This window comes from Pseudomonas fluorescens (assembly GCF_019212185.1).
Classification (GTDB): Bacteria; Pseudomonadota; Gammaproteobacteria; order Pseudomonadales; family Pseudomonadaceae; genus Aquipseudomonas.
Genome location: NZ_CP078138.1, coordinates 5,526,420 through 5,541,043 on the forward strand (window position 1 = coordinate 5,526,420; position 14,624 = coordinate 5,541,043).

The 14,624-nt window shown below is 61.5% G+C and carries 13 protein-coding genes and 1 pseudogene; 7 read left to right on the top strand and 7 right to left on the bottom strand.

Going from position 1 to position 14,624, the window contains the following annotated elements; translation table 11 throughout:
• Positions 1-52: 52 nt before the first annotated feature.
• The gene (locus KW062_RS24830; RefSeq protein ID WP_105754812.1) at positions 53-2,521 is read left to right on the top strand and encodes a TonB-dependent siderophore receptor; all 2,469 of its coding nucleotides are present in this window, start codon (positions 53-55) and stop codon (positions 2,519-2,521) included.
• A 94-nt stretch (positions 2,522-2,615) separates the two neighbouring features.
• On the opposite strand, the gene KW062_RS24835 is transcribed toward KW062_RS24830, so the two are convergent.
• Positions 2,616-3,722, bottom strand: a complete 1,107-nt coding sequence (locus KW062_RS24835; RefSeq protein WP_027619477.1) for a DUF2817 domain-containing protein — start codon at positions 3,720-3,722, stop codon at positions 2,616-2,618.
• A gap of 177 nt (positions 3,723-3,899) precedes the next feature.
• Here KW062_RS24835 and KW062_RS24840 point away from each other — a divergent pair, with 177 nt between their 5' ends.
• The gene (locus KW062_RS24840; protein WP_105754813.1) at positions 3,900-5,744 is read left to right on the top strand and encodes a gamma-glutamyltransferase family protein; all 1,845 of its coding nucleotides are present in this window, start codon (positions 3,900-3,902) and stop codon (positions 5,742-5,744) included.
• Positions 5,745-5,750: 6 nt separating this feature from the next.
• Here the strand turns inward: KW062_RS24840 and KW062_RS24845 are convergent, their stop codons facing one another.
• Positions 5,751-6,227 (bottom strand): GNAT family N-acetyltransferase, encoded by a 477-nt coding sequence (locus KW062_RS24845; protein ID WP_027619475.1) that lies wholly within the window; start codon positions 6,225-6,227, stop codon positions 5,751-5,753.
• A gap of 156 nt (positions 6,228-6,383) precedes the next feature.
• Between KW062_RS24845 and KW062_RS24850 the strand changes: the two genes are divergently transcribed.
• The gene (locus KW062_RS24850) at positions 6,384-7,193 is read left to right on the top strand and encodes an AraC family transcriptional regulator (RefSeq protein ID WP_027619474.1); all 810 of its coding nucleotides are present in this window, start codon (positions 6,384-6,386) and stop codon (positions 7,191-7,193) included.
• A gap of 77 nt (positions 7,194-7,270) precedes the next feature.
• Positions 7,271-7,639 carry a cupin domain-containing protein gene (locus KW062_RS24855; protein ID WP_105754814.1) on the top strand — a complete coding sequence of 123 codons (369 nt, stop codon included), beginning with the start codon at positions 7,271-7,273 and terminating at the stop codon, positions 7,637-7,639.
• A 21-nt stretch (positions 7,640-7,660) separates the two neighbouring features.
• Here KW062_RS24855 and KW062_RS24860 read toward each other — a convergent pair whose 3' ends face one another.
• The 3 genes and pseudogenes from KW062_RS24860 to KW062_RS29355 form a co-directional block, all read right to left on the bottom strand.
• Positions 7,661-8,245 (bottom strand): flavin reductase family protein, encoded by a 585-nt coding sequence (locus KW062_RS24860; protein ID WP_027619472.1) that lies wholly within the window; start codon positions 8,243-8,245, stop codon positions 7,661-7,663.
• An 85-nt stretch (positions 8,246-8,330) separates the two neighbouring features.
• Positions 8,331-8,762, bottom strand: coding sequence for a methyl-accepting chemotaxis protein (locus tag KW062_RS29350; protein ID WP_371321460.1), 432 nt, complete (start codon positions 8,760-8,762; stop codon positions 8,331-8,333).
• 156 nt (positions 8,763-8,918) lie between these two features.
• Positions 8,919-9,647: pseudogene (locus tag KW062_RS29355) on the bottom strand (PAS domain-containing protein); the annotation flags it as partial.
• 156 nt (positions 9,648-9,803) lie between these two features.
• On the opposite strand from KW062_RS29355, the gene KW062_RS24870 reads away from it, so the two are divergent.
• Positions 9,804-10,289: a RidA family protein gene (locus tag KW062_RS24870; protein ID WP_105754816.1), complete on the top strand. Its 486-nt coding sequence runs from the start codon at positions 9,804-9,806 to the stop codon at positions 10,287-10,289.
• A 6-nt stretch (positions 10,290-10,295) separates the two neighbouring features.
• Here KW062_RS24870 and KW062_RS24875 read toward each other — a convergent pair whose 3' ends face one another.
• Positions 10,296-11,612, bottom strand: a complete 1,317-nt coding sequence (locus KW062_RS24875; RefSeq protein WP_105754826.1) for an MFS transporter — start codon at positions 11,610-11,612, stop codon at positions 10,296-10,298.
• 200 nt (positions 11,613-11,812) lie between these two features.
• On the opposite strand from KW062_RS24875, the gene KW062_RS24880 reads away from it, so the two are divergent.
• Positions 11,813-13,231, top strand: a complete 1,419-nt coding sequence (locus KW062_RS24880) for a short-chain fatty acid transporter (RefSeq protein WP_027619468.1) — start codon at positions 11,813-11,815, stop codon at positions 13,229-13,231.
• Positions 13,232-13,549: 318 nt separating this feature from the next.
• Positions 13,550-13,972: a hypothetical protein gene (locus tag KW062_RS24885; RefSeq protein ID WP_327192014.1), complete on the top strand. Its 423-nt coding sequence runs from the start codon at positions 13,550-13,552 to the stop codon at positions 13,970-13,972.
• Here the strand turns inward: KW062_RS24885 and can are convergent.
• Positions 13,914-14,558: a carbonate dehydratase gene (gene can, locus KW062_RS24890; RefSeq protein WP_027619466.1), complete on the bottom strand. Its 645-nt coding sequence runs from the start codon at positions 14,556-14,558 to the stop codon at positions 13,914-13,916. The genes KW062_RS24885 and can overlap by 59 nt on opposite strands.
• Between the last annotated feature and the right edge of the window lie 66 nt (positions 14,559-14,624).

Here is a 14,624-nt window from a genome sequence, read left to right on the forward strand (position 1 = left end):
CAGTAGAGCGGTCAATCAGCCGCCTTTACTGCCACGGGATAGGAAGTATTGCATGAGCCACCCACGTCACCTGCACCAACCGGCCTTGCGGCTGAAGCTCGGTTCCACGCTACTGAGCATTGGCCTGAGCGCAGCGCTGGGCGCCACCACCCTCGCCCCACTCGCCTGGGCGCAACCCGCCACAGAACAGCTCGAATACAACATCGCGGCCGGACCACTGGGTACCGCCCTTAGCCAGTTCGCCGCGACCAGTGCCGTGACCTTGTCGTTCGCCTCGACGCAAACCCAGGGCTTACTTAGCCCGGGTATCCAGGGCCGATATTCCTTCGACGAAGGCATTGCCCATCTGCTGGCCAATAGCGGGTTGCAGGTACGCCAGGAGGGGGTGGACCGTTACAGCCTGATCGAGACGCAGGGTGGTTCGACGCTGGAGTTGGGCGCAACCCATATCAAGAGTGCCGTTCTGGGTGCCACGACCGAGGGCAGCGAATCCTACACCACAGGCCCCATGCAGACCGCGACCAAGCTGGCCCTGACCGCGCGCGAAACACCGCAATCGGTCTCGGTAGTCACTCGCCAGCGTATGGACGACCGCGGCATGCAGGACTTGCACGACGTCATCAAGGACGTCCCCGGAGTCACGGTGGAAAAGGACGGACCGGAGCGCCCGACTTACTACGCCCGCGGTTTTCAGGTCGACAACATCATGTACGACGGCTTGCCGACCACGGTGTCCAGTTACACCGCCCGGGACACCATCGCTGCGGCGGACACCGCCATGCTCGATCGGGTCGAAGTGGTGCGCGGCGCCACCGGCCTGATGAGCGGCTCGGGCAGCCCGTCAGCCGCGATCAATCTGGTGCGCAAACGTCCAGGCCACGAGCCCCAGGCCAGCATGACCGCCAGTGCCGGTACCTGGGACAACTACCGCGCCGAGGTGGACGCCTCCAGCCCCCTGAACGACAACGGCAGCCTGCGTGGCCGCACGGTCGCCAGCTATCAGATCAAAGACAGCTTTCAGGACGTCGTGAACAAAGAACACGCCCTGTTCTACGGTATTGGTGAAGCCGACCTCAGTGACAGCACCACCCTGACCCTGGGCGCCTCTAACCAGAACCTCAACAACAACACCGCCTGGGGCGGCGTGCCCACTGCCAGCGATGGTGGCGACCTGGGCCTGCCGCGCTCCACCTACCTGGGCAACGACTGGGGACGCTGGGATCAGGACAATAACAGCGTCTTCGGTGAGTTGGAGCACCACTTCGACAATGGCTGGAAAATGCGCATGGCGGCCACCAAGATGTGGTCAAAGCTGGATCTCCTGGCATCCTATGTCAGTGCCGGCGCCGTTGACGGCACATACAACCAGATGACGGGCAAGTTCAAATACACCAACGACCAAACCAGTTACGACATGTTTGCCAACGGGCCTTTCCAGCTGTTTGGTCGAGAACATGAACTGGTGGTGGGCGCCAGTCGCCGAAAGGAAAACTTCAGCGGTAACGGGACCACGGTGCTGTCGGCGTCGAATGTCGACATTTACAACTGGAACCCTCACATCACACCCATTCCCACCTTCAACATGGGAGCCTGGCAACAGCAGAGTGAAACCGAACAGACCGGAACCTATATCACCGGCCGTTTCAGCCTTGCCGATCCGCTGCACCTGATCCTTGGCGGACGCCTTGACTGGTATGACTACGAGATCCAGAACTCCAGCAACATCGTCGGCGTCAACCCGACATCCAGCCAGTACGATGTCACCCGCAACCTGACCAAGTACGCCGGTCTGATCTACGACCTCAATGACACCTACTCGGTGTATGTCAGCTACACCGATATCTTCACCCCGCAAGGTGTAGTGGATGCCGATAACAAAGCGATCAAACCGATCGTTGGCAAGAACTACGAGGCCGGCATCAAGGCCGAGTACTTCAACGGGGCGTTGAACGCCAGCGCAGCGATCTTTCGTATTGACCAGGAAAACCGTGCTTCGGTGATCAACACCCCGGGGGTCTGTCAGGCACCGGCCGGTGTCTCTTGCTACCAGGCATCAGGTGAAGTGCGCAGCGAGGGTTTGGAACTGGAGGTCAGCGGTGCACTGACTGAGAGCTGGCAAATGGCGGCTGGCTATACCTACAACTCCGCCAAATACCGCAAGGATGCCAATCCGGATAATGAAGGCCGACTGTTTGCCAGTGACCTGCCCCGCCACCTGTTCAAGGCCAACACCACGTACACCCTGCCGGGAGCGCTCGAGCGCTGGCGTATTGGCGGCGGCCTCACCGCGCAAAACACCATCTACAACAAAGGCACCGGCTACCGCATCGAACAGAAGGCCTACAGCATCGTTGACCTGATGGCCGGCTTCAAAGTCTCGGAAAACATTGACCTGCGCTTGAACGTGAACAACCTGTTCGACAAGAAGTACTACCAGAGCATCAACAGCAACACCTGGAATGCTTTCAACGTTTATGGCGATCCACGCAACGCCATGATGACGGTGCGCTGGTCGCTGTAAGGACGCCTCGACCTGGTGGACATAAGCCGGCTTACCGAAAGGTAGCCGGCGCTTGTGACACGTTATCGGCAAAGCGCCAGCCACGCCTGGCGCATCAAAGGTTCGGCAAAGCCGCCAGCGCCTTGTCCCAGATCTGCCGGGTACGCACCCAGGTCAATTCCTGCCAGTCAGGATCCGCCGGATAGAACTGCTCCAGCAGCCCAAGCTTGATCTCGCGCCCCACCTCGTCCAACGGATCGCCGTGCAGGTGCAACCAGTGATCGTCGCGCAGATGCTCATGCACCGCTTGCGTGGGATAGGTCCCGCACTCAATGACAAACGGCATCAGACGTGTCTGTGGCAGCGCGTCGAGCAGCGCTTGTGAGGTGTAGCCGGTGGCTGAGGCGGCGATTCCGGTTTCGCTGTGTTCTGCAGTACCGGTCTGCACGGTGTACAACCATGGACCGTAAAGCGCCTGGGCCTGGGCCAAAGCCGGATACACCGCCTGGCTCACGGTCAACAGCATCGGGTGGCCGTATTCACCGGCCCCGGTATGCAGGTCGAAGCACATCGCGACTTCCGCGTGCGCCAGATGGGTGTCGATGATCTGGTGCAAGGTGCGGTTCGACCAGCTCGCCTCGAGACCGCCGTAAAAAAAACCGTCGGGATGACTGTGCTGACCGCCTTCGACAATCGACATCACCGCCGGCCAGCCCTGCGCCTGTAACTGTTCGGCGAGCAGATCATCGGCACGTTGGCGCTGGGGTCCACGCAACTCGGTAAAGTCGTAGATGCCGTGCAGTGCGGCGTAGGCCTGATTGTCCGGGAGTGCTGCGGAAAAATTCAGCTGATTGCGGTTTAGGTCGATGTTGTCTTCGTTGACTCGACGCAGCCATGCCGTGCCCCACGGGTTAATCAGATGAATCACCACGACCGCCACATCCTCAGGCAGCGCTGAACACCCAGCCAGCCCACTGAGCCATTTGGCCTGGCACTGCGAGCCGTAGTAGCCCTCAACGCCGTGAGTGCCGCTCAGGAGCACCAGCAGGCGTTTGGCGGCGGGATCGCCGAGCACCGCCACATCAGTGCCCAAGTCCTCGCCAAACGGCCCCTTGAGCGGATGGGGATAGTGGGTCAGGCGGGCACCGACGGCAGCGACCGTACTGAGGAATTGCGCACGCTGGTCGGCGAAATTGAGATGGTCTGGAAACACGCTGGGCATATCGACCTCTTGTTGTTTTGGGTGTGGTTCAACTCCCTGTGACACTACAGAGAATTCCCCGGTGTATGAAGGACTCAAACCTCTTATCCGTAGGCCAACCGCATAAGGCCAGCGTTGCGGCGCACTCCTCACGCCGATACAGTCGCCAAATCTTTTATCCCATGGACGGAGTGCCACGTGTTCCCTGCTTCTCTCTTGCACACTTATCGCCTTGGCGCCCTGTCGTTGATCGCCGGTACACTGGCGCTCGTCGCCTGTAACGCCCCGCCCGCCTCGACCACCGTCAGTGCCCTGCCCACGGCTCCGGAAGTCGGCTCGGGCTATCGCAGCGACCTGCATACCCAAAATGCCACCAGGCACATGGCCGCCGCCGCCAACCCGTTGGCTGCCGCTGCCGGCCGCGAAATGCTGCGCCAGGGCGGTTCGGCCATTGATGCGGCAATCGCCATGCAGGCTGTATTGACCCTGGTCGAGCCGCAATCTTCGGGCATCGGCGGCGGTGCGATGATCGTGCTCTGGGACGGCAAGGCCGTGCGCACCTACGATGGCCGTGAAACCGCACCGGCGGGCGCCAGCGAGACGCTGTTCCTGCAAGCCGATGGCAAACCCATGCCGTTCCCTCAGGCACAGATCGGCGGCCGCTCGGTGGGCACGCCCGGCGTCTTGCGCGCCTTAAAAATGGCCCATCGCCAACATGGCCGCCTGCCCTGGGCAACGCTGTTTGAGCCTGCCATCGCCCTGGCGGAAAAGGGCTTCGCGATTTCGCCGCGTTTGCACACCATGATCGCCTCCGATCCGGCGCTGCCAGCGTCGCCGGAAATGGCCGCGTACTTCCTCAATGCCGATGGCAGCCCAAAAGCGATCGGCACCCTGCTGCAGAATCCGCCGCTGGCCAAGGTCCTCAAGCGCATTGCGACAGAGGGGCCGGACGCGCTCTATCAAGGCCCGATCGCCGAAGAAATCGTCGCCAGAGTTCAGGGCAGCAACAACCCGGGCAGCCTGTCCCTCAGTGACCTCAAGGGCTACCAGGCAAAGGAACGCGCACCGCTGTGCACGGACTACAAACGCTGGCAGGTGTGTGGCATGCCGCCACCCTCCTCAGGCGGAATTGCCGTGGCGCAGATTCTCGGCACTCTCCAGGCGCTGGAGGCACGCGACAACCGCTTGGCCCTGACCTCCATGAAACCGCTGAAGACGGACAAGCCGGCCGGCATCGAGCCGCCGGCCGAAGCAGTCCACCTGATCGCCGAAGCCGAGCGCCTGGCCTACGCCGACCGCGCGCTGTACGTTGCCGACAGCGATTTCGTTCCGGTGCCGGTGGCCGGTCTGGTGGCACCCACCTACCTGGCCAGCCGCGCCGCGCTGATCGGCGAACGCAGCATGGGCAGCGCCCAACCCGGCACACCGCCGGGGATTGAAGTGGCCTATGCCACGGATCGCTCGCCGTTGCGTATCTCAACGTCCCAGGTAGTCGCAGTGGATGACTTGGGCGGCGCCGTGTCGATGACCACCACCGTGGAAGCCGCCTTCGGTTCGCACCTAATGGTCCAGGGTTTCATGCTCAATAATCAGCTGACCGACTTTTCCTTCATCGCCCGCGAGAATGGCCTGCCGGTGGCCAACCGGGTCGAGCCCGGCAAACGCCCGCGTAGCTCCATGGCGCCCACGCTGATCTTCGATCGGCAAAGCGGCGAACTGGTGGCCACTCTCGGCTCGCCCGGCGGCTCACAGATCATCGAGTACGTCGCCAAGTCGGCAATCGGACTGCTCGACTGGCAACTCGACCCTCAGGCAGCGATCAGCCTGCCCAACTTCGGCAGCCGCAACGGGCCGACCGAACTGGAACACGGCCAATTCAGCCCGGCACTGATTCAGGCACTCAAGGACAAGGGGCACGTGGTCAACGAGATCGACATGACCAGCGGTACCCAGGCCATCGTTCGCGTGCGTGATGCCCAGGGCAAGGCGTCCTGGGCCGGTGGGGCCGATCCGCGGCGTGAAGGTGAAGCCCTCGGCGATTGATCGCGATCAGGTCGCCAGGCGCAGATGAATCAGGGCCAGACGTCGGCCCTGTTTGTCCTGGCGCTCTTCAATCGCATAGGGAACGAAGCCCAGTTTCGGATAGAGCAACAGCCCCGCCACATTGCTGTTGAAGCACGACAACGTCACTTCACTGGCCTGATGGCGAGTCCGCGCGATGTCGATCATCTGCTCGATCAGTAGCGCGCCAATGCCCTTGCCCCTGATCGCGGGATCGACAATCACATTGCCGATGGTGCAGGTACCCGCCTGCTCCCATTTGTAGAAGTTGGCGAAGCCCACCACCACGCCGTCGAGCTCAATGACCGTCGAATCCGATCGCTTGTCGACCGAGGCCTGCAATTGCTCCTCGGTCAACGGCCAGGTAGCGGCGGGGAAGAAGAAAAACTGCTCTTCCTCGGTGCGGGCAAAACTGCAGATGCGCGCAATATCCTGCGCCTGTACGGTTCTGAAGGTGACGCTCATGGTTGGCTCTCCCTATCCTTTTTGCGGCTCGACACTATGCAGCCTCACGTTCTACCCGAGCTTGCGTAGATCAATCAAGCCGTTGGCCGGCTGACAGCCGGCCTGTCGCTGCGCTACCGTGTAGACCATGACCCACGGCGTCAACGAAGACTTTCCATGAACAAGCTCCCTGCCCTCACCGACTGGCTGCATCGCGCCCCTGAAACCGCAGGACTGGAGCGTATCGAAGCGTTTTTTGCCGGGCACGGCTATGAACTGCACCGCCACGACACCTACGCCATCGGCCACACCCTGGCCGGCGTGCAAAGCTTTCAGTACCGCGGCAGTTGGCGCCACAGCCAGCCGGGCAGCACCATGGTGTTGCACCCGGACGAGGCCCATGACGGCGAGGCCGGCACCGAGGAGGGTTTCAAATACCGGATGCTCTACGTCGAACCGGCACTGATTCAGCAGATGCTCGGCGGCCAGCCGCTACCCTATATCAAGACCGGGATTTCCAGCGATCCGCGCCTGTTCGCTGCTGCCGGTGCACTGCTGCACAGCATCGACCGCCCGCTCGATCCGCTGGAGCAGCAGGACGCGCTGTTCGACCTGGCCCAGGCGATGAGCCAGGTGTCGGGCAACCTGACGCGGCACAAGCGCTTCGACTATCTGGCGGCAGAGCGCGCCCGCGAATTGATTCACGGCGCCCTCGATCAAAACGTGACGCTCGACCAATTGGCCGAACACAGCGGGCGCGACCGTTGGAGCCTGTCCCGCGACTTTCGCCTGCTGTTCGGTACCAGCCCCTATCGCTACCTGACCATGCGCCGTCTGGACTTGGTGCGTGCGCTGCTGATGCAGGGCGAGTCGCTGACGAACGCTGCGCTGATTGCCGGGTTCAGTGACCAGAGCCACATGACCCGGCAATTCGGTAAGACCTACGGCCTGTCGCCAGCGCGCTGGCTGAAAATGCACCGCGCCTGAGCCACGCACAATCGTGCAAGAAATGCCCAGACGCCGCGACTAATCTGGGCTCGCCATCCAACCGAGCGAGCCTTGCCATGACTGCCTATCAAAGCCTGAATTTCAGCGACAAGCTGCATTTGCTCAACGAGCACTGGTCGCCGCGAGTCATCGCCGAAATGAACGACTACCAGTTCAAGGTGGTGAAACTGCTGGGGGAGTTCATCTGGCACGATCACCAGGATACCGATGAGACCTTCATCGTCCTCGAAGGCCAGTTGCGTATCGATTTTCGTGACGGCCAGGTACTGGTGAATGCGGGTGAGATGTACGTGGTGCCCAAGGGCGTGGAGCACAAACCCTTTGCCGAACAGGAAGTCAGCCTGATGCTGATCGAACCCCGGGGCGTGCTCAACACCGGTGCTGAAGGTGGCGCACGCACGGCGCAGAATGATCAATGGATCTGACCCTGCACGCCACTTGCTGACTCACTCAGCGTCGAGGTGCCTGCCGGTCACGGGCTCACCGATGGTGAGGAAATGCCCGCCCGCCACATGATGCAACGTGCGCAACTCGTCGCGCCCTTCGAAGTGCCAGCGGCCATCGCTGAAAACCCGCTCGTCGGCTTGCGCGGCGATCACTTCGGCGAGAAACAGGTCGTATTGCTGATGATTGTGCGGTTCCGGCAGCAGCCTGCATTCCAACCAGGCAACACAGCCCTCAAGCATTGGCGCCGCGAGTTGCTCGCCGGCGAAGGTTTGCAGGTCATAGGCCTGAAACTTGTCCTGCTGCGCGCCGCTGGTCGAGCCGACAGTCTGCACGATATCGGCCTGGGCGGCACAGGGCACGTTGAGAACAAAGGTACCGGACGCTTCCAGCAATTGGCGGGTCCAGGTGGACTTGTCGAGTACCACGGCGATCTTCGGTGGCTCGAAGTCCAGCGGCATCGCCCAAGCGGCAGCCATGATATTGCGCGTGCCCTCGTGGGCAGCACTGACCAGCACCGTCGGCCCGTGATTGAGCAGGCGATAGGCCTTGGACAGTGGAACCGTACGGCGATGGGAACTGCTCATGGGACGTGCATCTCGCAATCAGACAAATTGTAACGCTATCTCAAAGACCTGCCCCTGACCACCCGGCGGCGCGTCCGGATGCGCCTCAGCTCGACAGCTGGCTGGTGAACTGGCCAATCGCATCCACCACCTTTTGCGCGCCATCCTGGATCTCGACGATCACCGTGCCCGCCTCGGCCGCCAGCGCCAGCCCGTGTTCGGCCTGCTGCTTGCCGTCGCTCATGAGCACCACCGCGTCACGCGCCATGTCCTGGTTTTGGCGCACCACGCCGACGATTTCATCGGTGGCCTTGCTGGTGCGCGATGCCAACTGTCGAACCTCGTCCGCCACCACCGCAAAGCCGCGCCCCTGTTCACCGGCCCGGGCCGCTTCGATAGCCGCGTTGAGCGCCAGCAGGTTGGTCTGCTCGGCAATAGCGCTGATGGTCTTGACGATGCTGCCAATCACCAGCGATTGCTCGTTCAGCGCCTCGATGCCCTCGCCGGCCTGCTGCATGTGCCGGGCCAGTTCGCGCATCACGTCGACGGCCTGGGTCACGACCGTCGTGCCACGCTGCGCACAACTATCAGTCTGCAACGAAGTGCTGTAGGCAATGTTCGCGGCCTCGGCAACCGCCTGCTCCTGCAGAACCTGTTCGGTAATCACGGTGGCGAACTTGACCACCTTGTACAGCTTGCCGTTGGCGTCGTGCACCGGGTTATAGGACGCCTCGAGCCACACCACGCGGCCCTGGCTGTCGACCCGCTTGAAGCGATCGGCGACATATTCACCATTGTTCAAGCGCCGCCAGAACTCCTGGTAAGCGGCGCTGCCGGCCTCCTCGGCGTCGCAGAACTGGCGGTGATGCTTGCCCTTGATCTGCGCCAGGCCATAACCCATGCCGTTGAGGAAGCGTTCGTTGGCAGTCAGCACATGGCCGCCAAGGTCGAATTCAATCACGGCCGTGGAACGGAGCAACGCGCCAATCAGGTTCTCGTGCTCACGCGAGGACTCAATCGTGCGGGTCAAGTCACTGGAGTAAATCGAGATGTGCCTGATTTTCCCCTCTGCGTCCCGTATCGGTTGCGCGATCGAGCGCAGCCACGCTTCCTTGCCATTGCCGCGCAGCAGGCGCACTGCACCGGCGAAGTGCTCGCCACGGGTCAGGGCATGGCGAAAGCGCAGATGAAACTCATCGTTCTTGACCTGCGCCGGAACGATTTCCTCGATGTGCCGCCCCAGCAGTTCGCTGTCCTTGTAAATCATCTCTTGGGCAAAGTTGGGATTGATCGAGCGCACCCTGCCATCCGGGTCCAGGGTCAGCACCAGCATCTCGCTGTCGAGACTTTCCTTCACTTGCTTGAGGCTGGAAAGTTCCTCGCGAAGAGCCGACAGCTCCTGCTTCAAACGTTTATTGAACATGGGGGATATACCGATGGGCAGGATTGAGTGCGGCGTTCTACATTGCCATCGGCCTTGTACAACTTTTCTGAAGGACTTTGTCAGCCTATACAAGAAAAATAGTTTGCCGTGGCGCTATAGTCAGCGCTGCCCCCACACCCTCAGGAGAAACGCCGTATGGATCAATCACGCAAAACACTGTTTGAAGGTTTCGCTCAGGAGCTGGGGCATCGCTTCGACGGTGAGATGCGCATTGGTGGCAACTACGTGCCAACCGTACGTAACGGTAACGAGATCTACATCAGTGGGCAGATTCCACGTATCGATAATACGGTGATGGTGGTGGGTCGCGTCGGTGCCGAAGTGTCCCTCGAGCAGGGGCGATTGGCGGCGAAAATTTGCACGATGCGCGCCCTGGCCGTCCTCAGCCAACAGCTGGGCGACCTCGAGGGCATTGAGAGGATCTTGCGGATCAACGTCTACGTGCGCAGCGCCGAGGACTTCACCCAGCAAAGTGAAGTGGCCGACGCCGCCTCGGAAGTGCTCTACGGGGTGTTCGCCGAGGCCGGCGTGCACACGCGGACCTCGGTGGGGGTGTATCAACTGCCCAAGGGGGCGGCGGTCGAGGTCGACATGATTGTCGCGCTCAAACCGGCAGGCTGATATCCCTCAGGAACAGCAGGTCGCGCCTGTCGGCTGGCTGACCAGCGGCAGGCGCGCGCCGAAATACAGCGCAGCGCCCATGCCCACGGCGCCCATCACCGCGCAGAAGATCACGCAGATCCATGGGCTCCACGGCATCAGTCCGATCAGCAACAGCGGCGTGATGCTGGCCCAGATCGCGTAGGCAATGTTGTAAGTGAAGGAGATCCCTGACACGCGAATCCGCGCCGGGAACAGGTTCACCATCACCGACGGCACCGCCCCCACCACCCCGCAACACAAACCGGCGATCACGTACGCCAGCGCCACCCACTGCCCCCCACCGATCAGGCTGGCGTAGAGCACGCCGATCCCCAACGGCAGCAGCAGGCTGTAGAGCATGACGGTGCGCCAGGCGCCGAGGCGATCGACGATGAGGCCGGCGATCACGCAACCGATATTCAGAAACACAATGCCCAGACTGCTGAGGGCGAAGGTGTGGCTGGCGGTCATGCCAAAGGTTTTCTGCATCATGGTCGGGGTGATGACGACGAAGGTCACCACTGCCGAAGTCAGGACGCAGGTGAGGATGGCCGCGGGCAGCATCGCCAGGCGGTGTTCACGCAACACCGTGCGCAACGGCAGCTCGACGTGCGTCTCGCGACTGGCCTGCAGGGCCATGAATACCGGGGTTTCATTGAGCCAGCGGCGCAACCAGACACCCATCACGCCAAACACCCCACCCAGCAGGAACGGGTAGCGCCAGGCGTAATCGAGAATTTCCGCCGGGGTGAACATCTGCGCCAGCAAAGTCGCGGTCAGCGCGCCGATCAGGTAGCCGAAGGTCAACCCGGCCTGCAGGAAACCCAGGGCGTAACCACGGTGCCCGGCAGGCGCGTGCTCCGCGACGAAGGCCCAGGCGCTGGGTACTTCACCGCCGACGGCGGCGCCCTGGAATACCCGCAGCAACAGCAACAGCAAAGGCGCGAAATAGCCGATTTGGGCGTAGGTCGGCATGATCCCGATGAGCAGGCACGGCAGCGCCATCATCAGGATACTCAAGCTGAAGACCTTCTTGCGCCCCAGGCGGTCGGCAAAGTGCGCCATCAGGATCCCGCCCAGCGGTCGGGCCAGGTAGCCGGTGACGAAGATCCCGAAACTCTGCAGCAGGCGCAGCCACTCGGGCATTTCCGGCGGAAAGAACAGCTGGCTGAGGGTCAGGGCGAAAAACACGAAAATGATGAAGTCGTAGATTTCCAGGGCCCCGCCCAATGCCGCCAGGCTCAAGGTCTTGTAATCAGACCGGGAGAATGGCTTGGGTCGAGTATCGGCAATGGCAGTCATAAGCAGGCTCGAGAACTGGAGAAAAAACACGGCGCCCATGGTCTACGTAAAAGGGCTCCCGGACAAGCCGTTAGACCATAGTCCCAATTTCACGATGCACAACCGCAAACGCCTGTGGATTGATTTATGGTTGAAGTCTGACCGAACCGGCCCGAACCGCCTGATCGGCACCACAATAAACATAAAAATGAGGTACTTACGTGTCCCTGGAAATTGCAGATAGTCGTTCCGCGCGCTTTGCCCTGCGCTGCTCGAACTTTGCCGAGCGCTGGTTTCCCGACTCCTGGGTATTTGCCGCGCTTGCCGTGATCATCGTTGCACTCGCCACCCTGGCGATGGGCGCCAAGCCCACGGATGCCGCCATGGCCTTCGGCGACGGTTTCTGGAGCCTGATCCCGTTCACCATGCAAATGGCCTTTGTGGTCATCGGTGGTTACGTGGTCGCCAGCTCGCCTCCGGCCGTCAAGTTGATCGACCGCCTGGCACGCATCCCGAAGAACGGCCGCTCGGCCGTGGCCTGGGTGGCATTGATCTCGATGGTCGCCTCGCTGCTCAACTGGGGCCTGTCGCTGGTCTTCGGCGGGCTGCTGGTGCGGGCGCTGGCCCGGCGTACCGATTTGCACATGGACTACCGCGCTGCCGGAGCCGCGGCCTACCTGGGTCTTGGCGCGGTCTGGGCCTTGGGCCTGTCGTCTTCAGCGGCCCAACTGCAAGCCAACCCGGGCAGCCTCCCACCCTCGATTCTGGCGATTACCGGGGTGATCCCGTTCACCGAAACGATTTTTCTCTGGCAATCCGGCGTCCTCCTGCTGGCGTTGATCGTGGTCTCGTTGATTGTCGCCTACGCCACCGCTCCAGGCCCAAGTTCAGCGCGCGACGCCAAAGCCTGTGGTGTCGACCCCAGCTTTAGCATGCCAGCGCTGGCGCCGCGCACCCGACCTGGCGAGTGGCTTGAGTACAGTCCGCTGCTGACTATCCTGCTGGTGCTGCTGGCGGCGGGTTGGCTGTTCCATGAGTTCTCGACCAAGCCGGCGATCAGCGCGATCTCGGGCCTGAACACCTACAACTTCCTGTTCCTGATGCTCGGCGCCCTGCTGCACTGGCGCCCGCGCAGCTTCCTCGACGCCGTGGCCCGCGCGGTGCCGACCACCACCGGGGTGATGATCCAGTTCCCGCTATACGGTTCGATTGCCGCACTGATGACGGTGGTCAAGGGCGCCGAAGGCCAGACCCTGGCCCACCATATTTCCACCTTCTTCGTCAGCTTCGCCTCACACGACACCTATGCCGTGCTGATGGGCGTTTACTCGGCCATCCTTGGCTTTTTCATCCCCTCGGGTGGCGGCAAGTGGATTATCGAGGCGCCTTACGTCATGCAGGTGGCTAACGACCTGGAGTACCACCTGGGTTGGGCAGTGCAAATCTATAACGCCGCCGAAGCCTTGCCGAACCTGATCAACCCGTTCTACATGCTGCCGTTGCTGGGGGTGCTCGGCTTGAAGGCGCGGGATTTGATCGGGTTTTCGTTCGTGCAGTTGCTGGTGCACACGCCACTGGTGCTGTTTTTGCTGTGGGCGCTGGGGACAACGCTGGCGTATGTAGCGCCGGTGATGCCGTAGCTTTTGTCGTATTGAATCAGCACCACCTGTCAGAACTGACAGTAGACCCTGCAGATCATTTGCGCGACGCTAGCGTCGTAGGTACATGGCTGCAGGGCTGACAGGATGGCCCGTCACGGTAATCGCCGCCATCAACAGACAGGGATGGTTATGAAACCGCAGGCGAAAGCACACACACTGCCGAGCACGTGCATTTATCCATTTGCAACGCTCAGCACAGAGCAGGGCTATCCGTCTCCTGACGATTTCGTTGTCAGTAGCAATGACCCCCGCAACATCAACGTCCGGGCTCAGCGCCACTACCAACGCATTACCCGCATGTGCCGCATTTCCGGTCAGTTGATGCACCACCGCCAACCGCACACGGTGCAGTTGGTGCCGGGCATCCACGTCTACGATCCGTACTTTTGCGGTCACTTGCCTCACGCCTGCGAGCCCAATGTCTTTCTCGACATGAGTGAGCTGTGGATGTGGGCCTTGCAGGACATTTCACCGGGCACCCTGCTGAGCATCGACTACGCCAACACTGAAGCCAGGCTGCTGCGCCAGTTCGCTTGCCAATGCGGCTCACCGCGCTGCCGGGGCTGGATCACCGGTTACGATGAGCCGCCCAGCAGCGAGGGCATGCTGTACCTGCAAGGCTGGCGCCGCACGGCCCCTGTCAAGCAGGGCCCGGGGCTTTCTAGGGCGCGTCGACCGGACGCAGGCGATATTGCGGCGGCAATTGCTCGGCGCCGCTGATGGTGGCGTTCAGGCTTTTCCAGCGACCGTCCTTGATGCCATAGATGCAACCGTGAACCGACAGCTTCTGTCCGCGGTGCCAGGCGTTCTGCACGATGCTGGTATGACCGACATTGGCGACTTGCTGGATCACGTTCAATTCACAGAGACGATCGACCCGCTCTTCTTCCGTTGGCAATTGCGCCAGGGCGTCACGGTGTTCGTAGTACAGATCGCGGATCGAACGCAGCCAGCCATCGATCAGGCCGAACTGACGGTCCTGCATCGAGGCGCGCACACCGCCACAGCCGTAGTGGCCAGTGACCAGGATGTGTTTGACCTTGAGCACATCGACCGCGTACTGAATCACCGACAGGCAGTTCAAGTCGGTATGCAGCACCACGTTGGCCACGTTACGGTGGACGAACAGATCACCCGGCAACATGCCGACAATCTCGTTGGCCGGCACCCGTGCATCGGAACAACCGATCCATAGATACTCCGGCGTCTGCTGACGGGCCAGTTTGGCGAAGAAGTCAGGATCTTCCTGCTTGATCGCATCGGCCCAGCGCTCGTTGTTATCAATCAGATCTTGTAATTCGTTCATATGCTGAAGCCTCAAGAATGATGCGCTGGTTTGACTGCCGACTGTGGGTCGAGGTCACGTTGCAAT